This window comes from Paenibacillus sp. GCM10023252, assembly GCF_042653305.1.
Classification (GTDB): Bacteria; Bacillota; Bacilli; order Paenibacillales; family Paenibacillaceae; genus Pristimantibacillus.
This window is the reverse complement of record NZ_JBHSHW010000003.1, coordinates 311,072-338,015: the sequence shown is the minus strand read 5'-3', so window position 1 is coordinate 338,015 and position 26,944 is coordinate 311,072. Positions and strand designations below refer to the sequence as shown.

Below are 26,944 nucleotides of genomic sequence, written 5' to 3'. Positions count from 1 at the left end.
CGCGCCTCCTTCTGGCGCTACAGCCTTGCCGGGCTGCCCCATTCGAGCTGCAGCGCCAACATCCCAGCCGAGGCCAACCATACCCGCGCCCCTGCCTACCTTACACCACGAGCCTTCCCGCTATCCAAGCGGGAAGGCTCGTTCCATTACCAGGCGTACGCGCGAGGCGCCTCGCCGCCCGGTCCTGGGAAAATCTCGTCGATCCGCTTCAGCGCCGACTCGTCCAGCTTCACATCGAGCGCGCGAAGCGAGCGCTCGAACTGCTCCTGCGTGCGCACGCCGATGATCGGCGCAGTTACTGCTGGATTCGCCAGCAGCCACGCGAGAGACACCAAGTCCTCCGGCTCGCCCAGCTCATCGCAGAACTTGGCATACCTATCCAGCTGCTCGCGATGCTGCTCCAGCCGCTTCGCATCCCCGCTCCGCCGGCCACCGGAATCACCTCCGCGGCGATGATTGCCCGCGAGCAGCCCGCCGTCGAGCGGACTCCATGGGATAACCCCGAGCCCCAGCTCCTTCGATGCCGGCAGCACCTCCAGCTCTGGCAGCCTGCACAGCAGGTTATACTTATGCTGCTCGGAGACAAGCCCTAGATGGCCGCGCGCCTTCGCCTCGCCTTGCGCAACTGCGATGTCCCAGCCGGCGAAGTTCGAGGAGCCGACGTAGCCGATCTTGCCTTGGGCAGCCGCAATCTCGAAGGCGCCCCACAGCTCGTTCCAGTTCACTCTCCGATCCACATGGTGCATCTGATACAGCTCGATATGGTCCGTTTGAAGGCGGCGGAGCGAGCCTTCCAGGTGACGTTTTATTTTGTAAGCAGATAAGCCTGCCTCTCGATTCGGTCCGTCATATGGATCATGCATGTCGCCATACACCTTGGTAGCCAGCACCGTGCGCTCGCGGCGGCCGTCTCCCTGCTTGAACCACCGACCCATAATCTCCTCGGTCCGGCCGGCATTCTCTCCCCAGCCATAGATATTCGCCGTATCCATGAAGTTGATTCCCGCATCCAGCGCTGAGTCCATGATTCGGAAGGCTTCCTTCTCATTAGTGTCCACGCCGAAGTTCATCGTCCCCAGACAGAGGCGGCTCACCCGCAGCCCTGACTTGCCAAGTGCCGTATACTCCATGCATCAATCGCTCCTTCGAGGTTAGTAGTATGGATAATATTAACTGCGCTTCCTTCCCTATTATACAAAAACAAAACAAAGGAACCAAGCCGTCGTTCACGCTCGCTTGACAATTCCCCGCTATACTGGCGGCAGGAGGTGTGTCACATGCTTCATTCCAATGATACCGGCAGACAGCCCAAGCTGCTTATCCTGTATGCATCCTATGGTCAAGGCCATCTTCAAGCGGCCAAGGCGCTTCAAGAGGCCCTTCAAGAGAGAGGCAACCACCGTACTGTACTCGTCGACCTCATGGCCGAATCCCATCCATGGCTGAATGAGATGACCCGCCGCATGTATCTATCCAGCTATACCTATATGCCCTCCTTGTATGGCTGGGTATATGATGTCACACGTCCGATGAAGCATGACTCGCTCTTCGGCGGTCTCCTGCACTCTCTCGGCCGGGACAAAATCCGGCGAATCGTCGCTGCCGAGCAGCCAGATGCCGTCATCCATACGTTCCCCCTGTTCGCTCTCCCTGCTCTCAGCAGCAGCCGCAGCCGCAGCAAGCTTCGAACTGCACGCATACCTTCGTATGCGGTCATTACCGACTATGACCTCCATTGCAGGTGGGTTCATCCTGCCGTTGACCGCTATTATGTGGCCACGCCTGATCTGAAGCGCGAGCTCTCCGGGCTTGGCATTACGGGCGGCAAGGTTCGCGTCACGGGCATTCCCTTGAGGAGAGGCTTCCGCTCCTGTCACTCCAATCACTCCAATCACTCCAATCACTCCAATCACTCCAGTCCCTCTGACCTGTCCATGGAGTATGGGCTGCGTCCCGATCTACCGACCGTCCTTATTATGGCTGGAGCACAAGGGGTCATGCCAGATCTTCCCGAGCTATGCAGGGAGCTGCTTGCGATGAGCACGCTTCAAGTTGCCGTCGTCTGCGGACGCAATGAAGCGGTGAAGCTTGCGCTGGAGGCGCAATTCCACTCAAGGGTTCCTGCTGAACCTGCAGCTGTCTCATCTGTTCAAGGAACAGCACTCCCCGCGCCGTACGAGGCCACCGCCTCTACCTCCTACTCCCAGCCAGGAGCTCGCCTGCGAATCTTCGGATTCGTAGAGCCCATTCATGAGCTGATGTCGCTGGCTTCCTGCATCGTAACCAAGCCGGGAGGCATTACGCTGGCCGAAGCCATTGAAGCAGGTCTGCCTATCTTCACTTATCGGCCGGTGCCGGGTCAGGAGAAGCAGAATGCCCTCTATCTGGCTGGCAAGGGTGCAGCGGTCATTGCGAGCACTCCTTCCGCGTTGGCCGGCGAGATAACGAAACTATTGACCGACCCCATACGTTATAAAAATACAGAAGCAGCTCTGCGCAAGCTTCGAATGACGAATGCTGCGGACACGATCGTTTTGGATATTTTGTCCGGTTTGAATATAATGGAAGAAGCATCCTCCAGCCTGTAGGACTGCAAGAGAGGAGTTTATCCATGACTCAAGCTGCCACTCGCTCATTCGGTGCGGAGATCCGGCTGATCTCCGTCATTTTGTTTGTTGTAGACTTTGTAAGAGGAGCTATTCTCGTCAGTTTTTTGCCGATTTTCGGAGAGAAGACGCTTGGTCTGCCCTTGCATATTATTGGAATCGCAATTACCGCCCATTACTTCACAGATACAGTCGTCCGGATTGCAATCGGCTACTTGATGGACCGGTTCGGCGTGCGCCGCATCGTACAAGCAGGGCTCGTCATCTGCCTCGCAGGTGTACTTATGTTCCAATTCGCGACCTTGCCGTGGGTATTCATCACAGCCTCTGCCCTCTATGGCATTGGAGTATCACCGATCTGGATCATGTGTCTAACGAAGGTGACGGAGGAGAAGCGAGCGACACAGATGGGCTATCTCTATACGATCTGGATGGTGGGGCTTGGCGCCGGGCCGATAGTATGTAATATTCTGCTCGACTATAGTACCTCCTTCACCTACTATCTGCTGCTGGGGATGTCTCTCATTGCCTGCATCCTGTCCATCTGGATCGTGGAATCAAGGTCCTCCGCGGTTGCTGTTATTCCTATTAAGGAGCAGCTCGTTGTGCTTCGTGAGAGATTGGGCAAGATGAAGCTGCTGCTTCCGGGTATGATTCTACAGACGACAGGAGCTTCGATGCTGGTACCGATCCTGCCAAGTCTGGCTACGAATCAGTTCGGGTTCAGCGGTGCGCAATATTCCATACTCCTAACGACCGGAGGACTGTTCGCCGTTGCCGGGCTCATGCCGATGGGCCGCTTGTCCGATAAGCTTGGAGGGAAGAAGTGGTTCCTCGTGCTCGGCTTCAGCTCCTTCTCCATCGCGCTCTACGCGCTGGCGCTTGGGCTGAAGTTCTGGGAATGCCTGCTCATCGCAAGTGCGCTCGGGCTGTCATACTCGGCTATCCTTCCCGCGTGGAACGCACTGCTGGCTGCATATGTCCCTCCCAAGCAGGAGGGGCTGGGCTGGGGGATTCTCTCGACAGTGGAGGGAATTGGCGTTATGATTGGACCATTAGCTGGAGGATTCTTAGCCTCCTGGCACACCGAGTCGCTGGTCGTATGGGTTAGCGCGGTTCTGTTCGGAGTTATTGGCTTGTTCTACTTATGGTTCCCCTTCCCTGAGGACAGGAGCGGCGGCCGCACACCCAGATAGAGTGGAGTTAAGGATATGACGTTATGGCAATGGCAATGGCAAGAATGGATCTCCTATGTTCAGAATATCGACCTTGAGCACCTGCAGAGGACGCTTGAGAGCTACTCCGCATACGGACCTCTGCCGGGAATTCTTCTCCCGTTCATTGAGTCCTTCCTCCCCTTCCTTCCGCTTGTCGTCTTCATTGCGGCGAATGTGAACATCTATGGACTGGGGCTCGGATTCCTCTACTCCTGGATAGGCGTGTCTGCGGGAGGCTTCCTTCTCTTCCTTCTTGCCCGGAGGCTTGGCCGCCGAGTGAAGCCCCGTATTATGCGCAGATTCCCGAAGTCGGAGCGATTCTTCAACTGGATTGAGGAGAAGGGCTTCACCCCACTCTTCCTGATGGCTTGCTTCCCGTTCGCTCCTTCGGCAGTCATTACATTAATAGCTGGAATCAGTACGGTTCCTCTGCGCACTTTTCTACTGGCAACGATCTTGGGCAAGGCCGTTATGATCCTCATTATCTCCCTGCTGAGCTTCGATATTACGTCGATGCTGCAGGAGCCATGGCGAGTCATTGTATCTGTGGCCGTCGTCGGCATCATGTGGTTCGGAGGCAAGCGAATTGAAGCCCGTTACCATGTGGGTTAGAGGGAACTGCGAGGCGTCTCCAACGATATTCATCTGTGTTACACTTGCGTATAGAAAGGCTCGAATGCGATGAAGCTGCTCTTATCCTATCCGATGATCAGCTGGCTTAATGTAGGAGCGACGATCTTCGTCCTCCTCATGACTGCCTTGCTGCTCGGATCTATGTATATGTTCATCCGAATAAGCACGGACGACTCCGGCAAGCACAGCCAGCTTAGGGAGATGGTCGAGACGCTATTCGGCACACCGGCTCATCTCCGCCCTGGCTCGGCGGAATCCGCTGCTGCTGAAGGCAGCACCGAAGGATTGAAGCGCGCCTCAGGCGAGCCCTTCCGTGAGCCATGCCCGGCTTGCAGTGAGATCGTCACAGAAGAGCATGCGGAATGCCCTTCCTGCGGCCTTCGCCTGCAATAAGGTTGAAGCTGAACCCCTGACGCCCGCTCATTGAGCTGGCATGCAGGGGTTTTTGCTTGGTGGTGAGCTTGCTTGGTGGTGAGCTTTGTTGGATAGTGCTTTGTTCGGTGCTGCGGTTTTTGACACGTGCTGCTCATAGTTTCCTATCCGTTGTGGAACACTGTTCATGGATTCCTTATACCGAGAGGAGATAAGCGAGATGTCAGGTGAACAACCGTCCAATAAGCAGCGTCAAGCGAGCAGAGCTCAATCCAAGGCGGACCGAACCGGCAGCGGCAAGGAGCGTTCCGAGCAGCTTCAGTCTGAGGCAGACCGCGCGGCGGTACCTAAGCACGGATTATAAGGGAGGGTGAACAGCAATGAGCGATGATCAGCACAAGATGCAGCCGATGTCCGGTGAGCCCGTAGAGGTAGAGGGCGTCTACAAGGACGAATGGGGCCACGAGATGAAGCTGAACAGGGGACGGACATTCCCAGCGGATGAGCAGCTCGGCACAACCGAGTGGGAGCTTATCGAATACGACATCAACAATCACCACGACGGCGAGACCGATCCCAGACTGGTGAAGGATGACGGCAATCACAAGATCCGCCCCATCTCCAAGCCCAAGCGCCACGAGTGATAAAAAAAAAACGGGAGAGTTAAGCCGCCCATAGGCGCTTGTGCTCTCCCGCTTTTTCGTTGCTGCAAGGGCACTTTCTTGCTGCTGCAGCTTTTGGTTCTGTGTCGCAGACTGCTTAGCTCCAAGGCTAATTTATCCGCTGCGGACTATAGCTTCACTTCCGAGCTTCAACTCTTATATTACAAAATAGAGGTCAAAATGACCTCTATTTCACTCAAACTCAGCTTATTCCGGCATTTAGAGGTCAAAATGACCTCTATTCATCCGTACTCGGTTCAGCCCCCCGAGGTGATTGCTATCAGCTTAATTTTCACTGTAATGAGGCTGCTTCGCGTCAACTACTTCCCGCACTCCACATTAAAAGATGGGGGCTGTTTTTCTGTCTTCATCTGATTTGAACGAACTTTAAAGATCGGGAACAGTTCTTCCAGAGGCATTTCAAAAAATGAAGCTACTTTTGTCACGGTCTCTTTAAGCGGTGTTGAATGCTGAAATAGCCAACGGAGGACTGCCCGTTCCCAGGCCCTTAGTTTGCGGTTCGGCCGGTTGTGATAATTTAATTGCTCTTGTATCAAACAAGAGTTGCAAACTCCTTCGTGGGCTTGCTTAGCTCTTCCACATGTGAGGCATAGGTTACGAGATGCTCGATCTGACATCCGTCTATTTGTCGAATCATCTCTATTCACTTTACAGGTTTTACATAAATAAGTGTTGAATGTAGAACCGTACTGCGCACAAAGCTCTCTTTCTCTTCGTTGCCTACGGAGGTGGCGCACCGAGTGTGTTTCTTTTGAAGTAGCCAAAGCAACCGTCTCCATCTATTTTTATATTCATTATTTTACAGCATCTATAAGTGAGGGAATTTTCAAAAAAAAAATCCCAGAGGCAGCGCCCCTGGGACTTTTTCACTTCACTATAAAAGAATCCGTCTGTGAAGTAAGAACTTTATTTGAATTTCGATTGAAGAAAAGAGAGAAGTTGGCCAGTGAGTAAACCAATTAAGTAAGTAACCATCACTACAAGGGTAATATACAAACGATTTTGAGGTTTTAAACCCATCTCAACAAAAAGATTAGAAATCCAGAAAAGACTAATACAAACTAAAATTACGAATATCAAAGAAGGACTTCCAAGTATCAAGCGTGTTTTCATTGACTTCTTTTCGGAGTTCATTTTACCTCCTCAGTTATTAATATCAGTTATTAATAGTCTCTCGGCATATCGAGGTAGACGGGAAAAGGCCTTTTCCTTCCCTTTCCAAAATCTGGTCAAATATGCCCTTTTTATCTTATATTTATACCTCATGATATCAGCTCCAACAGCTCTATTCAACTCATCCCCTTACTTCAACCCGCCTCTAATTAAGGGGGTTATATTACATAACTTAAAAACACATACCTGGCCAATATACTCCCCAGTAGAAATTGCGGAAAGTTCCTTTGTTCCTTGCCTGCCCAAGATATTGACTAGCAGCTACACAAATACCTATATTCACCAAGTTTGGTTCAAACATTTCAAAATCGACTGAACCATCTTCATTTCGAATGGTTTGATAAAGAGTAAGTATTCCAACAACTATAATAGCAGGAACGGCTGCTGCTGCTGCCGCACTGATTACCCCAGTCGCAGCTAAAACAGCAAACAAACCTGTTACAACAGTTGCACCTGCAGTTATAATATAATTGGCATCACCACTAGAAACGTGAACCTTATATCCTGTGCCGTACCACAAATCCCATATCTTATCAATCCAACTTCCTTTCCAAAACCCCGATTTAGCTAGTAGTTCTACCGAGTCGGAACTTTCAACAGAAACAGGAGTATTTGCGGTACTTATGGCATCATCTAAAGTCTCTTCAAATTGAAAATAGACTCTCTCTAAAACAATAGGTACATCTTTATCAAATGGTACCTCAGTATTTTGAATTTCTGCTTTTTCTTTCATTTCTTTCAATTTAGTTTCATTAAACTCATCATTTACAATTGAACCCGATACTGCTGCATAATAAGACTTTCCATCCTTCTGAATTTCCACAACTTTATTCCCAGTTTTTTCATTGGTATAAACTACATTGGACTTACCATTGGACTTACAATCGGTACAGCTGGATGATTCAGCAAAAGCAGACGTTACAGCAGTGAAAATCATAATAATAGATAAAACGAAGCTTATAATCCCTGTCCTTTTAAACAAAATAATTCCTCCTAAATTATTAATAGTCTCTCTGCATATACCTAGGTATATGGGAAAAGGCTTCGTACGTACCTGACTTTTTCGATTTACATCCTTGCTTATGGACGAGTAAAAACTAACTTTTTCACTCCCTTTGTTTGGAACTTATTCTATTACCTCCTAACATCATTATATGGTATAACAAAACTTGTAGTACATAGTGAATAAAGCATATTTCTTTTGAACTATATTCTATAATTAAACAAATGATGTGTGGTATTTATTCCAAATAAATTTTTATAAGGGTTTTCAGAGATTTAGTAGACATAGCGAGCGGCTTGATGCGGCTGCACCTGACACTCCTTTAAACGGCGATGCCCCACAATGGATCGGGTCACCGGCGACGTCGACGCCATTACACGAAAAAAAGCGCCCCAAAGGGCGCTCAAAACAAAGTACTTCCTTAGCTACGTTTTTCATCGAATCCAAGCATAGACTCCTCGAGTGGAGGGAGGGACTCCTCACTGAACAACTCCTGGTAGCTCCTTACCCACTTGTTAATTGTCTTTGGTGTCACCTCATACTTTCGTGCGACTACCGCCACCTTTATCCCCGACAACGTTTCTTGTGCTGCTTTCTTTTGATATTCCTTTAGCACCATTTGTCCTCCCCCTGTCCTACTACTTTATTGTAATGGGTTCCAGAGAAAGACTCCAATTCATTTAGGGGGCTTAAGAGTACTAATCCTCAGCTGCGCCGCCCTCTCCTCCACAGAGCTAACCTCTAATCCTCAGCCGCTCAGCCTTCGGCCTTATCCTGCTCTCTCCCCTTGTCCTCCGACCGCTGCTGAACCTGGTCAACCAGCTTCTCCAGCCGGCGCAGGTGGTACGCATACTCGAACATAGCCGAGGCGACGAAGACGAGCCGCTTGTGCTCGTCCGGGTCTTCCTGCAGGTAGCGGGTGAGGTCTTCAATCAGCCGCCCTTCCCGCTCCTCATTCGGCTCGATGAGCGCGCTGGGCTTCATCTTGCCCTCATTCTTGAGCAGGATATGCTCATGATACTTCGTCAGCTCCTCGAGCTGATGATCGAACCGCTGTCCCCACTCTCCGCCTCCAGCGGATGGGAAGTAATGCTCCTCCACGGCGTCCAGCAGGTCCGTTCCCTTGTGGAGCACCTTAATCTCTTGCTTCGTAAGCAGCAGCTTCCGCGCGTGACTCTGCCTCGTACGGGCGAGCAGCTTCCGCTCCTCCTCGAAGACTAGGAACCGCTCCTCCAGCTTGCGCAGCGTGCCATGGAGCTTCTCCTTCTCCTTGCGGTACACCTGCTCCTTCATCTCATTGCTGATAGCCGTCCTGAGCAGCAGCGACAGCTGGCGATAAGCTTCATTCATCTGAACAGCGAACTGCTTGCGCGGCCGCGGCGGGAACACCGCAACATTCACGACGAAGGCAGCGCCCATTCCCGTCAGCACCATGAGCACCCGCTGCACGGCGAACGTCCAGCCCACCGTATTCGCCTCCATCACCGCGACGACCGTCACGAGAGTAAGCCCGATCGTGCTCTCCATTCGCAGCCGAATACTAATCAGAATGACGACAATACAGACGAGACCAACAGCAATCTCCGTGTGGCCGAACAATCGGACCGCGAGCAGCGCAATAGCCGCACCGAGCAAGTTCGTCTGCAGCTGGTCCGCAATCTGCTGCCATGAACGGTAGATCGAAGGCTGTATGGTGAAAATAGCGGCAACCGCCGCAATGAGCGGAGACGGAAAACCTATAAGATTGCTTATGTAGATGGCAAGCGCCACGGCCATACCTGTCTTGAGAACCCGTGCCCCAATGGTCATGCGAGGCTCTCCTTCCTACTCCGGGACGAGCAATTAATCAAGATCGGTTACCATAATCTCAGAAGCTGCAATCTCCCTCCCGTTGAACCACAGCGAGATGCGATGCAACCCGGGGTAATGCTTCCTCGTCGACAGGTCTGCGAATCGGTGGACCTTCACACCGTCAACCAGCTTCCCTCCGGGGAACACCTTGTCGGCTAATAAAAAGCGCTTATGCGACGTCTTCTCCCTCGCCTTGACGAAGTCGATGCCGTATTCCAGCCTCGCCTTAATCGGCTCTCCGTCCCTTAACCTCAGCTGATACTGAAGCAGCGTCTCACCGCCTACGAATAAGGTCTCCGGCGTGAGCCTTAGCGTCGCTTCAGCAACTAGGGGTGACCCTGAACCCGCCTCCGCCGCCTCCACGCCATCTCCTCCAGCACTGGTGTAGCCGAATAGGCTCATTACAGCAGGATGCGCCGCCTTAATCAGGCTCCTGCACCCTCTTCGAATGATCCAGTCGGTATGGGGATGAACACCCTGCCACCGCTCAGCCAGCTCTATGACAAGCTCAGGATGATCCTTCGATATATCGTTCAGGCAGTTCGCCACGCTCTTCCTTACATAGAGCGAGCTGTCCTGCTTCAGGGAATCGAGGATCGGAATAATTGGAGCAGGATCCTGCTTGAACATCGGCAAGGCTTGTGCCCAAGGCAGCCGAGGTCTAACCCCCTCGCTGGCCAGCCTCCTCACATGCTCATTCGAGTGGCTCGTCCATTCCATCATCTGGCGAAGCATCCGTCCCTGGTTACGGAGCAGGAAGGGACGCACCGCATACTCCGCCGTAGATCGAGCAGTGAATCGCTCCAGTGCCTCCATCGACAGCCCCCAATGCTCCTCTTGCTGACCATACACCTCTACGAAGTCAGGGAAGAACAGATAGGGCATCCCCAGACACTCCGCGTCTATGCGATACAGTATCGAGAGAGCTGCTTCGTAATCCGAAGGAAGCTCGGCGCCGAGCGACTCGGTCAGCCTTCTCGTCCTGGCCTTCAGCTCCAGCTGCTCCCAGTCTCCCGCAATTACACGTTCATAGTAGGACACTTCCTGGAACGGCTCCCAGACCGACTTCACGAGCCGAGCGAACTGCTTAATGAATCGATCGTCATACATTGCCTTCAACGGTTCAGCCATCTGTGAATCGCCTCCTGCCGTTATTATACGGAATTAATGGAACGGACGCACGCCGCCCTATCTAGATGACCCGCCCTCCTCGTACCAAAAAAACAGCTCAAGCCCTCATCCTCCCCGAGGACGCTGACTTGAACTGCAGGTATGACATCGTATTCACTCTTACGGTTAGGCGTATCCGTTACACGTATCTGCCAATGATATCCGCGATCTGATGAGCAATCGCTTGCGGCCCAGCTGCGAGCTGCTCGTTCGAGAAGCGCACACGAACGAAGGATTCATCCATATCCATCGCTTCAGCGAACAGGCTGGCAAGACCTCTAGCCCGGCGGTCTACTTGAAGGAGCAATTCAAGTTCATGATCAGACGGGTAGAAGATCACTTCCAGCTCGTCGAGCTGCCCGCGGAACTGAGTAGTTGGCACGAATTCGAACTCTTGCACGAATGGAATTCTTCCGCCTAACCGGGAAGCATATTCGCATTCCGCCTTGCGAAGGCGGAACCCAATCAGACTTAGTGCTTCCAGCACGGTATTCATCTGCGGGGTTGGCACTACTTCAATGCGGTCATTGTCACCTGGATCTACGCCGCCGCGAATGTCCAGCTCCGTCTTAATCCATACGGGAGCTCTGCCGATCGTTAGCGGAGTCTGGTGCGGCAGCTGGAAGGAGAATGGCACCTCTCGATTCTCGCCTGGCTGCAGGGTGAACGGGCTGCTGACCTGATAGCGGGTCAGTTCGCCGTGCTGTGTATACTTATGATCATTGCTCTCTCGAATGTATTCCGTCATGACGGACAGCTGAATCGTCTCTATCCGCTGCTCCACGTTGCCGCCACGAATCTTAACGATTCCGCGAACCTCTTCAGCGGGCATGTAGCGAGCCTTCTCCAGCAGAGTGTCGATTGTGGCAGATCCAATTCCAATACTAGCTAAGAACCGATTGAACATAAGGGAGCCCTCCAATAAGCTACAAGATTAGTTCCATTCTACAGCATATTACGATGCAGTATAATATAGGTTTCACGAATGATTATTCCACCTTGGAGAATACTGGTATGTGCTCTTGTGCTTGCGTTGCACTGTGAATGGAAGTGACCTTGCCCGGCTGAGCATAGGGCAGCGTAATGAAGAAGGTTGTCCCCAGTCCGAGCCTGCTGTCAGCTGCAATGGAGCCTTGGTGGTTATTAATGATTTTGTACGACACCATGAGACCTAGACCTGTCCCCTTCTCCTTCGTCGTGTAGAAGGGCTGGCCCATCTTAGCCAGCTGCTCCTTCGTAATGCCGCCTCCCTCATCCTCGATATGTACTCTGACCCGCTTCCCTTCCTGCAGATACGTACGAACCTTCACATACCCGCCGCTCGGCATCGCTTCAATCGCATTCTTAATGACATTAATGAATACTTGCTTAATCTGGTCTGGAACCCCGTATATCCATAGAGGCTGCGAGCAAGGCTTGTAATCAATAGTAACATGATGCAGATTAGCCTGAGCATCAAGCAGGGCAATCGTCTCCGCCAGCAGCTGACGGATATCCCCGTGCCTCAGTTGAGCTGCTTGCGGCTTAGATAACATGAGCAGCTCGCTCACAATGGATTCGATTCGGGTCAGCTCTGACTTCATGATATCATAGTAGTTCTTGTTAACAGCTCGTCCTGAGGCGATGAGATGCAGGAAGCCCTTCAGCGCGGTTAGCGGATTGCGAATCTCATGGGCAATGCCTGCTGCCAGCTGGCCAGCGATATACAGCTTCTCGGAATTCAGCTGCAGCTCCTCGTTCTTCTTCCTCTCGGATATATCCCGGATAATGACCTGAGTCACGAGCTTGCCGGAATGCGTCGTGCTGGTGCGGACGATCTCCGTACTGAGCGGCTTGCCTTGCAGGGACCTCCACTCCAGCTCGACTGCGCGGCTTGGCGTCTCCATATGGAGCAGCGGCTCATTCTCTTCATTCGCCAACCAGGCTCGCACCCACTCGTGATGCTTCTCATCCAACAAGGTATAGATAGGCTGTCCGTACAGCTCCTCCTTGCTCTGTGCCTCGAACATCAAGAGTCCTGACTGATTCATGAACTCCCACTTGTCTTCCGCTATGAGAGCAATGGTGTCCAGTGAGTTCTCAACGAGCAGCTTGTATCGCTCGTTCATTAGTACGAAGTTGCGCGAGGATGCCCAGATGGCGAGGCTGAAGCATAGAATAATCAAGGTGGCGAAGCCGACCAGGAACACCAGCACCATGAGATACCGGTTCAGCATCTCTGTTGTAAGCACCGTGCTGTACTCGATCTGGAGTGCCTCCATCCCGATTAGATGCATAGCCATATTGGAGGAGCCGAGCAGGAGACTGCTGGCATACTTGCGAGGGCTCTGTCTGCGCTCTGACCAGTAGAAGGAGAGGATGGCACCTAAGAAGTTAATACCGAAGGAGAGCAGGACAAGTCCCCAGTTGATTGCATAGCTGGCAACATCCCCTGAGAACATAGCCAGATAATGAAGCCATACTGCCGACAGAGCCGCCAGCAGAGAGGCCACCAGCAGTCTGCCCCTATATCTCGCTGCGCTCCTGAGATTAAGGAGAGCCGCGTAGGCCAGCACAGCTGCACAGATATAGGCCGCTGCCATGCGCCAATTAAGGCTGATCATATAATCGGAGCCGAGCAGAGAGATGACGTGCATCGCCCATAGCCCTAGCGCGAAGACGGCCGCTCCTCCCATGAACACATTTAACCGAAGCGCCCTGCCCCACAAGCCTTGGGAGTGAATGAGGCTGAACATGGTGTAAGCAGAGACGCACATGATAGCCAGTGACAGCAAGGTGTAGTTGAAGCTTCCTGACAGCATGGAGTGATGATGATTCACACTATTGAACTCCTTCAATATCCATATATTTACTACAATATACTCAGATTCGACATAATTGTATAAATTCCTTTCTTTTGTGCAACGGGAATATCGCACTTGGGACCTACTTGTGAGGCGGGTGATTCTCAAATCTATCGAATCAGGATAGAATACTAGGATAGATGTACCTCATGAATTGGAAGGAGATTAGAGCAGCCTATGAAAATTGTCAAAGAATTCAAAGAGTTCGCCATGCGCGGAAACGTCATTGACCTGGCGGTCGGCGTCATCATAGGAGGAGCATTCGGCAAGATCGTCACGTCGCTTGTGAATGATATCATTATGCCTCCTGTCGGCGTGCTGCTGAATGGGGCGGACTTCAAGGACTTGTATATTAACCTCGAGAAGGACAAGATTGCGGATGATGGCACGGTAGTGGATTCATTGGCTAAGGCGGTTGAAAAAGGGGAGGCTGTCATCGCCTATGGCCAGTTCATCAATGTATTGCTTGACTTCTTGCTCGTGGCCTTGTGCGTATTCGCGCTCGTTAAGGGCATTAACATGCTTCACCGGCTCAAGCTGCGAGAAGAAGCTGATGCCCCTGCGGCGGAGCCTGCTGAGAAGGAATGCCCTTACTGCCTGTCCAAGGTACCTGTCAAGGCAACCCGATGCGCGCATTGTACTTCCCAGCTGGAGAGCGGACGGGCAGAGGGAGTATGACCGAGGAGCGCTTCGATATCTATGACGAGGCCATGAATCCAATCGGTACTGCTTCCCGGTCGGAGGCGCATGCCAATGGGTATTGGCATCGGACCTTCCACTGCTGGGTCATTCGCAAGGCTGGCGATCAGCTGTATGTATGGTTCCAGCTGAGACAGTCCGGCAAGGATACGTACCCGAATTGCTACGACATTACGGCGGCTGGACACTTGTCTGCCGGGGAGAACGTACGGGCAGCATCCCGCGAGCTGGAAGAGGAGCTTGGAATCGTCGCTGCATTCGAATCCTTGATTCCTCTCGGTCAGCACCGCGAGGAATCGTATGGGACAGCCTGCGGAGTCCCCTTCATTGACCGTGAGGTTAGCGAGGAGTTCGCCTGCGTCGTGGATGCCCGCTTCTCCCTAGCCTCTCTGAAGCTGCAGGCATCGGAAGTGGCCGGCGTGTACGAGGCTGAGCTCGGTGCGATGCTCGCCTTGTTCGAGGGTGAAGCGTCATCCGTTAATGTACATGGCGTCGAGATCTCACCCTCAGGTGAGCTGCTTGCTGTATCGGAGCGGAGCGTTCGTGCTGATGAGTTCGTACCGCGCGAAGCAGGGTATTATGCCGGTGTTATGAGGGCGTTAATGGCTTGCCACTAGAAGAAGGCTGACCCCTTTGTTTGCGGGTCAGCCTTCTTTTGACTAGGCACAATGAAGAACAATTATACCTTAGCAGCCCCGGCTGCGGCCCGAGCAGCACTTCCGGCTGCGTTCGACGCAGATGGTGAACGAGATCGTAACATCCTTGCAGCGGCCGAACGTGCAGCAGATCCTTACACAGTCCGCACAGGAGGTGCAGAAGAAGTTCACAACCCGGCAGTTGCAGCCCAGCAGCTGCTCCAGCTTGCGGCAATCGTGACAACGAATCGCGTAGATGAGCTTCGCTGCCAGCTCTTCATTCTTAAGCCGGCCGAACAGCTCACTCAGCTCAGCTCCAGCCTCCTGGACCGACTCTACGGGATCACAGCACTTGCTGCTGGAGATGCGTGCTGATGCGCGTGCTCCGGATGATGGTCTGCGGCTCACTTGAACGCGGCTGAACTTGATCTTAGCTCTAAGAGACATACCTATTCCCCCCTCTCTAACAGGCATGTACTATTCTATGCACGGATGGATTCGTCGACTGGACAAGACTCCACCGTCATCTTCCTATTCGTAAGCGCAGCTGCAATCGGGGTACCCCTCTGTCATGCTGCAGCTGTCCTGGACAGTCAGGTATACCATCAGGCTTAAGTACCTCTGTGCCATTCGCCTTGCATACTTATTGCCATAATTGGTAACCCTGATAGCGCAGCAAGCAGGTACAGGAGGATGCTTATGAGCACGAAGAAACTTGCCCGGAACGACAATAGACTGTCCGTAATGGCACTTGGCGGCGTATTCGAGATTGGCAAAAATATGTATGTCGTCCAATACGGCGATGACCTCGTAGTCATCGATTGCGGCTCCAAGTTCCCTGACGAGAGTCTGCTTGGCGTCGATCTCATCATTCCAGATATCTCCTATCTGCAGGAGCACAAGGACAAGGTTCGCGCCTTGGTCATCACTCATGGTCACGAGGATCATATCGGAGCCATTCCCTACGTGCTCAAGCAGCTGAATATGCCGGTCTATGCCTCACGGCTCACCCTTGGCTTAATTAGAGGCAAGCTGAAGGAGCATCACTTGAAGCAGACGGTGCTTCACGAGATTCGGGCTGATTCGCTCATCCCGCTAGGTGAACTGACGCTCAGCTTCTTCCGAACCAATCACAGTATTCCGGATTGTCTGGGTGTTGTCATTGACACACCCGAGGGCAAGGTCGTCCATACCGGAGACTTCAAGTTCGACCTGTCCCCGGCCAATGGCCAGTTCCCTGATATCCACCGGATGGCGAATATCGGGCAAGAGGGTGTCCTCCTCCTCCTCTCGGAGAGCACGAACGCCGAGCGTCCAGGCTTCACTCCCTCGGAGCGCATGGTCGGTGAGCGCATCGAGGAGGCATTCCATAGAGCGGAGCACAAGGTGTTCTTAACCACCTTCGCCTCCAACGTCAACCGAGTCCAGCAGGTTATAGACGCGGCGCAGAAGACGAATCGCAAGCTGCTGCTGCTCGGGCGCAGTATGATTAACGTCGTTAAGGTAGCCCGAGAGCTTGGCTACTTGAACATGCCGGAGGATATGGTCGTCGAGGCCAAGGAAGCGGCGGACCTCCCGCGTAATCGCGTTGCAGTGCTATGCACCGGCAGCCAGGGCGAGCCTGTAGCCGCCCTTGCGAGGCTGGCCAGCTCGACTCACCCCCTCAGCTCCATTGAACCGGGGGATACGGTCATCTTCGCTTCCTCTCCGATTCCAGGCAATGAGCGGAATGTCGCGAGCACGCTCGACCATCTCTATCTGCTGGGCGCGGACGTGATACATGGAGGCCATACCTCTTCGGGCATGCATGTGTCCGGCCACGGCAGCCAAGAAGAGCTGAAGCTGATGCTGACGCTTATGAAGCCGAAGTATTTTGTACCGATTCATGGAGAGTACCGCATGCTGCATCAGCACCGAATTCTGGCTCAGGCGGTCGGAGTGGATCGGGATCGTATCTACATCATGCGGAACGGGGATGTGCTGGACCTTGCTGGCGGAGAGGCGGTGCAGAGCAGGCAGGTCGCGGCCGGCAATACGCTGGTGGACGGCCTCGGCATTGGTGATGTCGGCGTCGCCGTGCTCCGTGATCGCAAGCATCTGTCGGAGGATGGAATCCTTGTCATTGTCATTACGCTGAGCAGGCAGGATAATATCTTGCTGTCAGGTCCAGATGTCATTACACGTGGGTTCGTCTACATTAAGGAATCCGAGGGCTTGTTAAGCGAGGTGGTTCGCCTTGCGACAGTGACGATTGAGACGCTGCAGCAATCGGGCAATGACTGGAAGTGGTCGCACCTCAAGTCGAATATCCGAGAGACAGTGGGCAAGTTCCTCTATGCGAAGACACGAAGAAGACCCATGATTCTGCCAATCATCATAGATGTATGATGAGATTATTGAGAACCTGTTGAGGTCATTGAGATCATGATGAGATCCTCCTCCCTTACGTATCACGCTTAGGCATGTGCATGCATACCTATGTACAAACGACTAGGGAGGCGGATATCCGCGTGTACAATTACCCGATGGCTCCGAATGCGAACGCTAATGCCAATGCTAACGCGAATGCGAATGCTAATGCTAATATGAATGCCAATATGCACGGCAATGTGGGCGGCAATATAGGCGGCATGAATGGCAATATGAACGGCAATGTAGGTGGCATGAATAGCAATATGAACGCCGTTGCTCCAATGCAGCAAGGCAAGAAGCCAGTAGAAGCTATTCTGTACGAAGCAGGACCCGAGCACAAACAGATGGTAATGGATGTAAGAAACAAGCTTGCACATATGTGCAGCAACAACATGCATAAGTATGTACGGATTCAGACGGTTGACGGTCAGATGCACGAAGGCATGATCACACATATGGACCCCTGCTTCCTCTACCTGCATTGCAGCATGTACGACGCAAGAGGATTCGGTCCTTCAAGCGCAATCCTTCCACTCGTACTGTACAACTTATTAGTTATTACTCTTCTATAATTAGTATCTGAGCCAAAGCTTAAGGAGCCTCCGCACGTTCATGGGCGGAGGCTCCTTACATATATGTTGCCGCTGGCGGCCATTCTGGTGCAATAGCATCAGAATGTGGCGTTGCAGCCGAAGGATGAGGCTCTTTGGAGGCAATAACGCCGGAATGTGGCGTTGCAGCAGAAGGACGAGGCCTGTTGGGGGCAATAGCGCCAGAATGTGGCGTTGCAGCTGAAGGACGAGGCCTGTTGGAGGCAATAGCGCCAGAATGTGGCGTTGCAGCTGAAGGACGAGGCTCGTTGGAGGCAATAGCGCCAGAATGTGGCGTTGCAGCCGAAAGACGAGGCCTGTTGGAGGCAATAACGCCGGAATGTGGCGTTGCAGCAGAAGGACGAGGCTCGTTGGAGGCAATAGCGCCAGAATGTGGCGCTGCAGCTGAAGGACGAGGCCTGTTGGAGGCAATAGCGCCGGAATGTGGCGCTGCAGCTGAAGGACGAGGCTCGTTGGAGGCAATAGCGCCAGAATGTGGCGTTGCAGCAGAAGGACGAGGCTCGTTGGAGGCAATAGCGCCAGAATGTGGCGTTGCAGCAGAAGGACGAGGCCTGTTGGGGGCAATAGCGCCAGAATGTGGCGCTGCAGCTGAAGGACGAGGCTCGTTGGAGGCAATAGCGCCGGAATGTGGCGTTGCAGCCGAAGGACGAGGCTCGTTGGAGGAATTCTGGTGCAATATTGCACCATAATCGGACAGACTACCGACGCTGGCGGCCATTCTGGTGCACTAATGCACCATATTGGGATCAATGCCCGAAGACGACAGCCATCCTGGTGCAATATTGCACCACATTGGGACCAATTCCCGACGCCGACAGCCATCCTGGTGCAATAATGCACCATAATCGGACAGACTACCGACGCTGGCGGCCATCCTGGTGCAATAATGCACCATATTTGGACCTATTCCCAACGCCGACAGCCATCCTGGTGCAATAATGCACCATATTGGGCCGGCTGAGTGTGCAAGAATCGCTGCTACGATCGCGAGAGAAGCGCGTCAATCTCGCGCCGGCAGCTCTCTGCTGTAAGCGAGGGGTCGGAATGAGGGCCAGCTGCCAGCAGCTGCCTCAGGAGATGACTTACTCCCTCAGATACCTGCAGCTCCTCTTCCCAGCTCAGCTCCACCGCAGGCTCCAGCTCACTTGTCCGCTCCGACGGAGTTGAGGATCCTGCCCCCTCCTCACCTTCCACTGGAGGCTCGTAGCCGGAGTACATCATGAACAGGAACAGATGTCCTGCACCCAGCAAGTCGCTCGTCGGTTGAGGGACTCGCATCCGTCTCTTCACGGCGGACCACCCTGCAGCCTCTGCAGGCTCCTCCCCTTCATCGCTCCCCGGCTCATCAAGATCGCCAAGACCACGCTGAATCTGTTCGGGCAGCACCTCCCCCTTGCGGCAGGAGAGGCCGTAATCAATCAACGTAATCTTGCCATCATGCTCTAGTACATTCGGAATTCTCACATCACGGTGAACATAGCCTGCCTGGTGGACATATGCCAGCACCTCCATCAGCTGTCCAAGCAGCCGCAGCGCTTCCTCTTCCGTATACACTCGGCCCTGCTCCATAATGCGATGCTCCAGATTGTCCCCTGGAACCAGCTCCATGACTAAGGCTTCATCCCTGTGTCGCTGCACATAATTCAGCCGCTTAGGTATCATCGGCCCATTCAGGGAGCGAAGAATTGCATCCTCCCTTCTGAGCAGCTGGCGACCGAGATTCCCCTTGCTCGGCTTGTTCCGCTTGAGCAGCACCGTCTGTCCCGTCTCCCGATCCAAGCAAGCATACGCCTGCCCGTAGCTGCCCATCCCCTGGCATCGCAGCACCTTGTACCTTCCTGCCCAGACCGTCCCATCGCGCAGCGGGTAGTCCTGCCAATTGCTTCTTATCTGCTCGGCCTTGCGGAGCCAATCCTGCCAGCTGCCGAGCCGCCTTATCACAGAAGTCACCTAATCCCCTCTCCCCGTATATAACTGCCCTAATCTATCCATAGTAGAAACCATCCTTCATCTCAGCCGTATAAGGAGTACATTCAGAATCATTGGAGGTTGAACGTTATGTTGAAGCATATAGTCAAGCGGTTATTGCATTCTCTTACGGGTCACCGCCCTCACGGACAGTATCATTATAGCAGCAGTGCCTACAAGAAGGGCCACCAATACCCGCCGCGGCAGCCGCACTATCCGCCGCAGCAGCCCCCTCATTACCCGCCGCAGGGGCACAAGCACTATGGACATTCCCATTATAAGAAGAAGTACAGCAGCTACTCCAGCTAATTCGCTCCACAAGGCCGCAGCCACACGCTGCGGTCTTATTTGTTAGATAACTATGAGCAAATCAAACAAAAGACTTACCGCTGTTTTATAACCCCCTAAAGGGTTTATTATATAATAACTATCATAAGCTGTAAGATTAGATCTGTGGGAGGGGGAAAAGGAGATGATGAGAGTCATTACCTTCAAAAACCGTTCCGTTCCTGTGTATTATCCGAGCGAGCAATTATCATCTGTAGAATTACTTCATCATAAATTGGTCGAGATGGAACTGAACTTTGATTTTCGCAAGAAGTGGAAAAGAATTGCTAAAGTAGAAGTGATCCGCGACGTCGCAATCTTCCAATATAATGACGGTACGAAGCTGTACCTCGAGGTCTCATAAATCCAGCATCTCTATAAAAAACAACATCGGGCTCGCTGCTGAAGCGGGCTCGATGTTGTTCTTGTTGTATGCCCTGCTTAGAAGAGGTTACCGCTTAATCATGGAGAGATCGAGCTGGTCCGGCTCCATCGGCTTGCCGAGCAAGAAGCCTTGCAGGCTGTCACAGCCCCACTCTCTTAGCAGCAGGTACTGTTCTTCACACTCCACCCCGGTCGCTGTTACTTCAAGTCCCAGCTTGTGCGCAAGCTCCAGCATCGTCTGCACCATAATCTGTTCGACCTCGCTTACGGCTAGCCCCTTCATGAACGACTTGTTCAGCTTCAATCCGCTCAGCGGCAGATTCTTAAGATCAGCCCCGCATGAGCCCCCTTGATGATAGTGATCCAGCACGAGCCGCACCCCTGCTTCACTTAGACGCTTCAGGACGAGTATCGCCTCGCTGTCACTGCCCAGTGAGTCATGCTCGGATATCTCAAGTTCCAAGCAACCAGCGGGTATTCCTGCTTCATCCAGCAGTCTGAGGACCGTCGGAGCGAAGCTCGGATCCCGCAGCTGCACGGGCGACAGATTCACACTAATGGTCAGTTCAGACTTACTATACTTATGAATGGCAGCCAGCTTCATGCAAGCTTGGCGGATGAGCCACTCGCCTATCGGCACGATGAGACCCGTCCGTTCCGCGACAGGAATCAGCTCTCTTGGCCAGACTACACCCAGCTGAGGGTGAATCCAGCGAATGAGTGCCTCATACCCCTTCAGCCTGCCGCTTCCAGTTCGGAAGATCGGTTGATAGCTAATGTCCAGCTGGCCGCTGTACAAGGCCTGCCTCATTGTAGATTGTATGACAGCTTGACGATATGCCTTCTCCGCCACTTCATTCCCGCTGTAGAAGCAGATGCGGCTGTCGCTTCGCTCCCGGGCTTGCGCCAGCGCCGTGCCTGCACGTTCCATTAAGGCTACACTCGTATGTCCGTCTTGCGGGAAGACAGACGCTCCGATCCACAGCCCGCACTCTCCGTTCCCTTCGAGGAGGAATGCCGCCTCAGCTGCCTGCCTTCTCCTCTCCAGCTCGGCTATACAGGTATCCAGCTTCTCTCCTGCCTCTACATACAGGAAGAAGGTGCTGCCTCCTGCACCAGTGCGGAACACCGGGATCGAGGGAGACAGCCCCTGCAGAATCTTCTCCTCAAGAGTCTCCAATGGCAGGGAAGGATGACTGTCGATATGTATGTACACTGCAGCAATGCGCCTGCCCACTGCACGCGCGAGCTGCAGAGCGGTCTCGAGCTGAGCGTAGGCTTCTCCTGAGCTTAATGTATCCAGCGTCATGTTCATCGTTAATCTCCCGTGTTGTTCTCATATTTCCCTCTATCATGACATAGAAGTATTAGGAATATTACGGTCTTCACATATGAAAATGTTAGCCCAGCCTCATTCGCATTCGCCAGCCACGTCAACGCGTCAGCCAACGTTCGCCACATTAGCCCTCTCCCTAGGCAGCCTCCCCCACTCTTCCAAGTCCGAGCGGTCATATCAAAAGGCCCGTCTCTATTCAGAGACGGACCTAAGCGCTTATCTAATCATTCTTCCGCGGTATACTTGTAGCCGAAGCCCCAGACGGTACGAATCAGTCTTGGCTCCTTCGGACTGAGTTCAATCTTCCTTCGCAGGTTCACAATATGTACGTCGATCGCCCGGTCCGTCACGAAGGAGTCGAAGCCGCGAATCGTGTTGATGAGCTCTTCCCTGCTGAACACCTTGCCAGGATGGCACAGGAACAGCTTCATAAGCTCGAATTCGGAGAAGGTTGTCTCTACTAAGCTTCCTCTGACATGCAGCAATCTGCGCTCCATGTCGAGCCCTATTAATTCATCGGTCTTCAGTTGCACAGCAGCTGCAGCCGTCTCTGCCTTCGCCTCCGAGAATACGTTATGCGATCTGCGAATCAAGGCCTCCACTCGGGCTGTCATCTCATGCATGGAGAAGGGCTTGCACATATAATCGTCCGCGCCGGCCTTAAGTGCCCCTATCCGGTCAGATACTTCGCTCTTCATGGACAGGATCATAATCGGCACATTGGACACCTTGCGCAGAGCCGCACAGACTTCCATGCCGTCAATATCCGGCAGCATGAGGTCGAGCAGCACGACATCCGGGTGGAACTCCTCCGCACGCTGCAGTCCGTCCTGCCCCGTTCCCGCTTGGGCCACATGGAAGCCTTCCTCAGTCAAGTACATGGCTAGCATATCGCTCATCATATGGTCATCTTCAATTACTAGCACTCTGTTCATATCCATGCCACCCTCTTCAGGATAGAGATTCCTGTCGAATCTAGTCCGTTAATGTAACTATACAATAACCTTAGGAGGGGCTACAATCATTTGTTAGAAAAATGTTAGGCACTCTCTACCCTGCTAAGTATACTTAGCCTTGTTAATCACTCTCACCAGCTCATCCACCTCGCTCACAAGCCTCTCACTTCGCTCCACTGCCAGCGGCTTCTCCTCCATGATCTCCTCAAGAAGGGGTTCTACCTCTGCCGCAGCCTTCCTGACGCGTTCCGCAGCGAGATAGCTGGATGCTCCCTTGAGCGTATGCACCAGTCTCTTCATTCCTTGCCTATCGCCTGCTTCTATCATTCTCTTGAAGTGATGACCGAACTCCTCATAATCTGTACTGAATTGCTTCAGCATATGCTTCAGGATTGACACCTTCCCTCCAACCATAGCCAGTGCTTCAGCACGATTCAGCACCGCCTCCAGCTCAGCAGGGATAGCATCCAGAGGCAGCGTCTGCCTCACTCTCCCTTGACCGGAGTCTTCCACACAGCGGTCCATGACCTTCAGCAGCTGATCCATCTGAATCGGCTTCGTCACTACCGCATTCATCCCCAGCTGCCGGTAGTACTCATGGTCGCTCCCCACCACATTCGCCGTAACCGCAATGATGGGGATATCCCTATATCTAGACTGCTGGCGAATTCGCTGTGCGGCCTCCGTCCCATCCATCTCGGGCATATGAATATCCATGAGGATGAAGTCCCAGCCCCCCTGCTCAAGCTTACTCAGCACCTCAAGTCCATTCTCTGCGAGCTCGACCTCGAAGCCCTCCTCCTTCAGCAGCTCCATCGCAACGAGCTGGTTGATCTTATTGTCCTCCGCCAGCAGAACTCTGCCCTGCACGCGCTGCAGCTGCTCGCTTGCCGCTGCTGCTTGGCCGGCAGCGGCTTGGAAGCCCGTTGCTTGGCCAGCAGGTGCATAGCCGCCTGCTGATTGGCCAGCCGCCACTTGGCCGGCTGCTTCATGGCCGGCCGCTCCTTGGCCAGTCGTCGCGTGGCCAGCCGCTCCTCGGCCAGCTGCTGCATGCTTGCCTTCCTCGTCGGAGATCGTCCCTAGCGCTTGCAGCAATCCAATCCTCGTCAGCGGCTTCACGAGTGCCGCATGCGGCCTCACCTCCGGAGGCAGCTGCAGCATCTCTTCACGGCCGAAGGATGTTGTCATGATCATGAGAGGAATGCCCATCCTGCCCGCTTCCTGCTGGAAGGAGAGCCACGTATCCAGTCCATACATGTCCGGCATCTCCATATCCAGCAGGATAAGTCTTGGCCGCGCTCCTTGGCCAACAATTCGCAGCCTGTGCTCAGCTGACTTCCAGCTGCTGAATCCGATGACGGTTAGCTGCATGGATTCCAGCACTTCACTCCAGTAATGAAGGACCTGCACGTCATCCTCCACCAGCCAGATCGGCTGCTCTCGCATATAGGAGTGCAAGGACTGGGCTTCACTTCGAAGGAGCGCATCGTGCTCTTCCCATTCGAGCTTAAGCGCGAAGCTGAACCGGCTGCCGGCGCCAAGCTTGCTCCTCGCGGTCAGGCTTCCTCCCATCCCTCGGACGAGCGCATCAGAGATTACTAGCCCAAGCCCCGTGCCTCCGTACTTCCTCGTGGTAGAGCTGTCCGCTTGCGTGAACGGCTGGAATAGCTTAGCGAGCTGCTCCTCCGACAGACCGATCCCCGTATCCTCCACGGAGAAGGCCAGTCTTACGCTTCGCTCCGTCTGCTCCTCCAGCTCCACCTTCAGGATGACCCTGCCCCGTTCGGTGAACTTGATGGCGTTAGCGCATAGATTAAGCAGCACTTGCTCCAGTCTCATAGGATCGCCGATCAGTCTTCTCGGAAGACTTCCCGGCGTATCTATGATGAATTGGAATTGATCCTTGCCGTTCATGAACAGACTGAGCTGTCCAGCCAATCGATGCAGCAGCTCCTCCGGATCGAAGTTCAGCCGCTCTCCCTCAATTCTCCCTGCTTCAATCTTAGAGAAGTCTAGAATATCGTTAATCATGCGCAAGAGCATATCCGAGGACATATTAATCTTCTCCAGATAATCTCTCTGGCCGCGATTCAATTCAGTCTTGCGCAGCAGCTGCGTTAGACCGATAATGCCGTTCAGCGGAGTACGAAGCTCATGGCTCATTAAGGCGAGGAATCGCCCCTTCGCTTCACTTGCCTCCTCCGCAGCAGCGGTTGCCTTAACGAGCTTGTCTTGTGTCAGCCTCTGATCCGTCACATCACGGGCAATGCAGGAGAAGAATAGGTCATCATCTGAATCACGATGAGCTACGACAATAACGGAGAGATAGATGATCTCACCCTCAGCGCCTGGGAGCTCCGCCTCTCCCTCCCAATAGCCGCGGTCTCGAGCTTGCAGAGCGCCTTGGATCAGCTGTTCATACAGCTTAGGATTAAGCACCTCTGCAACTCGTCTCTTCATCGACTGGGCGCTGTCCTCAGACATCCGAATGCCCAGCAGATCTTGGCCTGCTTGATTCATATAGATGAGATCGCCATTAGAGTCTACGGAGGCGATGGGGTCCTTAGCGGCATCTACAATATTCAGCAGCCGGTCGCGTGTCTTCTCCATCTGCTTCCGGCTTGTAATATCACGGACAATTCCGACAACGCCGGTGAACTTGCCGCTGCGATCACGCAGTCCGCTTGAGCTGTGAGCGACAGGGATGCGTGTGCCATCCCTATGTACGAAGGTCCATTCCCGTTCATAGGAGAACTTCCGTCTCCGGAGCTCCTTGAACACCTCAATGCCCGGCTGCACCTCGTACCCGCCCAACGCTGAGAGCAGCTCCGCCTCCTTGCGAATCTCCTCCTCATCCATGAACAGCAGCGGAGTAGCATGACCCGCCAGCTCCTCTGACGTGTATCCAATCATATTCTCTGCTGTACGGTTCATATAGCTGACCCGGTACTCTTCGTCCAGCACGATGAAGCCGTATTGATTCTGATTAATAATGGCATTCAGCCGGTCGAACATCTCCTGGAGATGCTCCATCATTCCGTTGACGGAGCCGGCAAGCTGCCCGATCTCATCATTCGGAACTTGAACGAGATGCTCGGCGTCGAACTTGCCTGCCGCGGCGTGCTCGGTAACCGACAATATTTTTTTGAGTCGGTTGATGATATTTTCGAAGAAGAGGAGGAATAGAATGCCTATCAGCAGCACGGACAGCGCCAAGGTATAGAAGGTTCTCCAGAACAGCTTGCCCAGCGACTGCTCGATAACCTCCTGTGGAACTTGCAGGGATAGGAACCATGGCGTGCCGATAACCTTCGAATGCACGAAGTACTCCTTATCTCTCCCGCTTCCGCTCTCTACTATGCCGTCAATCGTAGACAGCAGCTGCTCACTAACTCGGTTGTAAGCCTCTTCGTTGCCTGGAGCATGCACGCGGTAATGAACGTCGCCTGACCAGTTATAGAGCCGAATGGTGTTGCTCTTGTCCGTGGAGAAGATGGAATAGGCCTTGATTACGGAGGTGGGTATGGCTGCATACACCAGTCCGGTCACTTCATTACGCTCGCTTAAGATAGGAACATAGATATAGGAGTGCGGTACATCGGTGAAGGCTGTCGTGATAGGGTCCGTAATGACGGTAGTCCCCCTCATCGCCTTCTGATATTCACTGTCTGCCGCTATATTCAGCCGATTCCCATCGGTAGCGAGCACATTCCCTTCCCCATCGACGTAACCAATCGCACGATACACCAGCCCAGCACGCATCAGCTCATGCTGAAGATACTTCAGCTTCTCCTCATCCGTTCCCAGTCTGACTACATCCGTCCGGCTAATGACCTCTACTTCCGCCTTGCGTATCGCCATCCATGAGGAGAGATTCATCGCCCTGCTATGTACTTGATTCTGTATCCTGTCTAGCTGAGACTGGGTAACCGTTCGCTTCACCGCCTGATAGTTGCCTATCCCTGCAAGCAGCAGCGGAATGAAGGAGATGAGGAGAATTACGATTAATCCCTTGGTCCGTAATGACATCGTTCTCAATGCAGTGGAGCCCCTTCCTTCATGTGT

The 26,944-nt window shown here is 53.3% G+C and carries 25 protein-coding genes; 13 read left to right on the top strand and 12 right to left on the bottom strand.

The window, feature by feature from the left end; genetic code table 11:
• Positions 1 to 146: 146 nt before the first annotated feature.
• Positions 147 to 1,130 carry an aldo/keto reductase gene (locus ACFO9Q_RS04140; RefSeq protein ID WP_379178985.1) on the bottom strand — a complete coding sequence of 328 codons (984 nt, stop codon included), beginning with the start codon at positions 1,128 to 1,130 and terminating at the stop codon, positions 147 to 149.
• A gap of 147 nt (positions 1,131 to 1,277) precedes the next feature.
• Here ACFO9Q_RS04140 and ACFO9Q_RS04135 point away from each other — a divergent pair, with 147 nt between their 5' ends.
• The 6 genes from ACFO9Q_RS04135 (at position 1,278) to ACFO9Q_RS04110 (ending at position 5,472) form a co-directional block, all read left to right on the top strand.
• Positions 1,278 to 2,588 (top strand): MGDG synthase family glycosyltransferase, encoded by a 1,311-nt coding sequence (locus tag ACFO9Q_RS04135; protein ID WP_379178983.1) that lies wholly within the window; start codon positions 1,278 to 1,280, stop codon positions 2,586 to 2,588.
• Positions 2,589 to 2,611: 23 nt separating this feature from the next.
• Positions 2,612 to 3,802, top strand: coding sequence for an MFS transporter (locus ACFO9Q_RS04130; protein ID WP_379178981.1), 1,191 nt, complete (start codon positions 2,612 to 2,614; stop codon positions 3,800 to 3,802).
• 15 nt (positions 3,803 to 3,817) lie between these two features.
• The gene (locus ACFO9Q_RS04125; protein ID WP_379178978.1) at positions 3,818 to 4,435 is read left to right on the top strand and encodes a TVP38/TMEM64 family protein; all 618 of its coding nucleotides are present in this window, start codon (positions 3,818 to 3,820) and stop codon (positions 4,433 to 4,435) included.
• 69 nt (positions 4,436 to 4,504) lie between these two features.
• Entirely contained in the window at positions 4,505 to 4,849 is a 345-nt protein-coding gene (locus ACFO9Q_RS04120; protein ID WP_379178976.1) for a hypothetical protein, read from the top strand.
• A gap of 199 nt (positions 4,850 to 5,048) precedes the next feature.
• Positions 5,049 to 5,192, top strand: coding sequence for a hypothetical protein (locus tag ACFO9Q_RS04115; RefSeq protein ID WP_379178974.1), 144 nt, complete (start codon positions 5,049 to 5,051; stop codon positions 5,190 to 5,192).
• Between the two features lie 16 nt (positions 5,193 to 5,208).
• Positions 5,209 to 5,472, top strand: coding sequence for a transposase (locus ACFO9Q_RS04110; RefSeq protein ID WP_379178972.1), 264 nt, complete (start codon positions 5,209 to 5,211; stop codon positions 5,470 to 5,472).
• A gap of 1,384 nt (positions 5,473 to 6,856) precedes the next feature.
• Here ACFO9Q_RS04110 and ACFO9Q_RS04105 read toward each other — a convergent pair.
• From ACFO9Q_RS04105 to ACFO9Q_RS04080, 6 genes are all read right to left on the bottom strand, one after another.
• Positions 6,857 to 7,666, bottom strand: a complete 810-nt coding sequence (locus ACFO9Q_RS04105; RefSeq protein ID WP_379178970.1) for a hypothetical protein — start codon at positions 7,664 to 7,666, stop codon at positions 6,857 to 6,859.
• A 442-nt stretch (positions 7,667 to 8,108) separates the two neighbouring features.
• On the bottom strand, positions 8,109 to 8,306 hold the full coding sequence (locus ACFO9Q_RS04100) for a hypothetical protein (protein WP_379178968.1): 198 nt from the start codon (positions 8,304 to 8,306) through the stop codon (positions 8,109 to 8,111).
• Positions 8,307 to 8,443: 137 nt separating this feature from the next.
• Positions 8,444 to 9,496, bottom strand: coding sequence for an FUSC family protein (locus ACFO9Q_RS04095; protein WP_379178966.1), 1,053 nt, complete (start codon positions 9,494 to 9,496; stop codon positions 8,444 to 8,446).
• A 33-nt stretch (positions 9,497 to 9,529) separates the two neighbouring features.
• Positions 9,530 to 10,669: a DNA alkylation repair protein gene (locus ACFO9Q_RS04090; protein WP_379178964.1), complete on the bottom strand. Its 1,140-nt coding sequence runs from the start codon at positions 10,667 to 10,669 to the stop codon at positions 9,530 to 9,532.
• Positions 10,670 to 10,847: 178 nt separating this feature from the next.
• Entirely contained in the window at positions 10,848 to 11,615 is a 768-nt protein-coding gene (locus ACFO9Q_RS04085) for a sporulation protein (protein ID WP_379178962.1), read from the bottom strand.
• Between the two features lie 82 nt (positions 11,616 to 11,697).
• Positions 11,698 to 13,527, bottom strand: a complete 1,830-nt coding sequence (locus tag ACFO9Q_RS04080) for an ATP-binding protein (protein ID WP_379178960.1) — start codon at positions 13,525 to 13,527, stop codon at positions 11,698 to 11,700.
• A 201-nt stretch (positions 13,528 to 13,728) separates the two neighbouring features.
• Here ACFO9Q_RS04080 and mscL point away from each other — a divergent pair, with 201 nt between their 5' ends.
• Both mscL and ACFO9Q_RS04070 read left to right on the top strand, forming a co-directional pair.
• Positions 13,729 to 14,229 (top strand): large-conductance mechanosensitive channel protein MscL, encoded by a 501-nt coding sequence (gene mscL, locus ACFO9Q_RS04075; protein WP_379178958.1) that lies wholly within the window; start codon positions 13,729 to 13,731, stop codon positions 14,227 to 14,229.
• Positions 14,226 to 14,867 carry an NUDIX hydrolase gene (locus ACFO9Q_RS04070; protein ID WP_379178956.1) on the top strand — a complete coding sequence of 214 codons (642 nt, stop codon included), beginning with the start codon at positions 14,226 to 14,228 and terminating at the stop codon, positions 14,865 to 14,867. The genes mscL and ACFO9Q_RS04070 overlap by 4 nt, the downstream gene beginning before the upstream one ends.
• Before the next feature lie 69 nt (positions 14,868 to 14,936).
• Here the strand turns inward: ACFO9Q_RS04070 and ACFO9Q_RS04065 are convergent, their stop codons facing one another.
• On the bottom strand, positions 14,937 to 15,332 hold the full coding sequence (locus tag ACFO9Q_RS04065; RefSeq protein WP_379178954.1) for a hypothetical protein: 396 nt from the start codon (positions 15,330 to 15,332) through the stop codon (positions 14,937 to 14,939).
• A 252-nt stretch (positions 15,333 to 15,584) separates the two neighbouring features.
• Between ACFO9Q_RS04065 and ACFO9Q_RS04060 the strand changes: the two genes are divergently transcribed.
• From ACFO9Q_RS04060 to ACFO9Q_RS04050, 3 genes are all read left to right on the top strand, one after another.
• The gene (locus tag ACFO9Q_RS04060) at positions 15,585 to 17,273 is read left to right on the top strand and encodes a ribonuclease J (protein WP_379178952.1); all 1,689 of its coding nucleotides are present in this window, start codon (positions 15,585 to 15,587) and stop codon (positions 17,271 to 17,273) included.
• A gap of 122 nt (positions 17,274 to 17,395) precedes the next feature.
• Complete coding sequence (locus ACFO9Q_RS04055) at positions 17,396 to 17,869, top strand: hypothetical protein (RefSeq protein WP_379178950.1); 474 nt, start codon at positions 17,396 to 17,398, stop codon at positions 17,867 to 17,869.
• Between the two features lie 134 nt (positions 17,870 to 18,003).
• Positions 18,004 to 18,597 carry a hypothetical protein gene (locus ACFO9Q_RS04050; RefSeq protein ID WP_379178948.1) on the top strand — a complete coding sequence of 198 codons (594 nt, stop codon included), beginning with the start codon at positions 18,004 to 18,006 and terminating at the stop codon, positions 18,595 to 18,597.
• 289 nt (positions 18,598 to 18,886) lie between these two features.
• Here the strand turns inward: ACFO9Q_RS04050 and ACFO9Q_RS04045 are convergent, their stop codons facing one another.
• The gene (locus ACFO9Q_RS04045; protein WP_379178946.1) at positions 18,887 to 19,858 is read right to left on the bottom strand and encodes a serine/threonine-protein kinase; all 972 of its coding nucleotides are present in this window, start codon (positions 19,856 to 19,858) and stop codon (positions 18,887 to 18,889) included.
• Positions 19,859 to 19,966: 108 nt separating this feature from the next.
• Between ACFO9Q_RS04045 and ACFO9Q_RS04040 the strand changes: the two genes are divergently transcribed.
• Positions 19,967 to 20,185, top strand: coding sequence for a hypothetical protein (locus ACFO9Q_RS04040; protein WP_379178944.1), 219 nt, complete (start codon positions 19,967 to 19,969; stop codon positions 20,183 to 20,185).
• A gap of 163 nt (positions 20,186 to 20,348) precedes the next feature.
• A complete protein-coding gene (locus tag ACFO9Q_RS04035; protein WP_379178942.1) occupies positions 20,349 to 20,567 on the top strand; it encodes a hypothetical protein in 219 nt (72 codons plus the stop codon).
• A gap of 87 nt (positions 20,568 to 20,654) precedes the next feature.
• Here ACFO9Q_RS04035 and ACFO9Q_RS04030 read toward each other — a convergent pair whose 3' ends face one another.
• The 3 genes from ACFO9Q_RS04030 to ACFO9Q_RS04020 form a co-directional block, all read right to left on the bottom strand.
• Positions 20,655 to 21,902, bottom strand: a complete 1,248-nt coding sequence (locus tag ACFO9Q_RS04030; protein ID WP_379178939.1) for an EAL domain-containing protein — start codon at positions 21,900 to 21,902, stop codon at positions 20,655 to 20,657.
• 245 nt (positions 21,903 to 22,147) lie between these two features.
• Positions 22,148 to 22,858 (bottom strand): response regulator transcription factor, encoded by a 711-nt coding sequence (locus tag ACFO9Q_RS04025; protein ID WP_379178937.1) that lies wholly within the window; start codon positions 22,856 to 22,858, stop codon positions 22,148 to 22,150.
• A 123-nt stretch (positions 22,859 to 22,981) separates the two neighbouring features.
• The gene (locus ACFO9Q_RS04020) at positions 22,982 to 26,908 is read right to left on the bottom strand and encodes a response regulator (protein WP_379179168.1); all 3,927 of its coding nucleotides are present in this window, start codon (positions 26,906 to 26,908) and stop codon (positions 22,982 to 22,984) included.
• Positions 26,909 to 26,944: the final 36 nt, after the last annotated feature.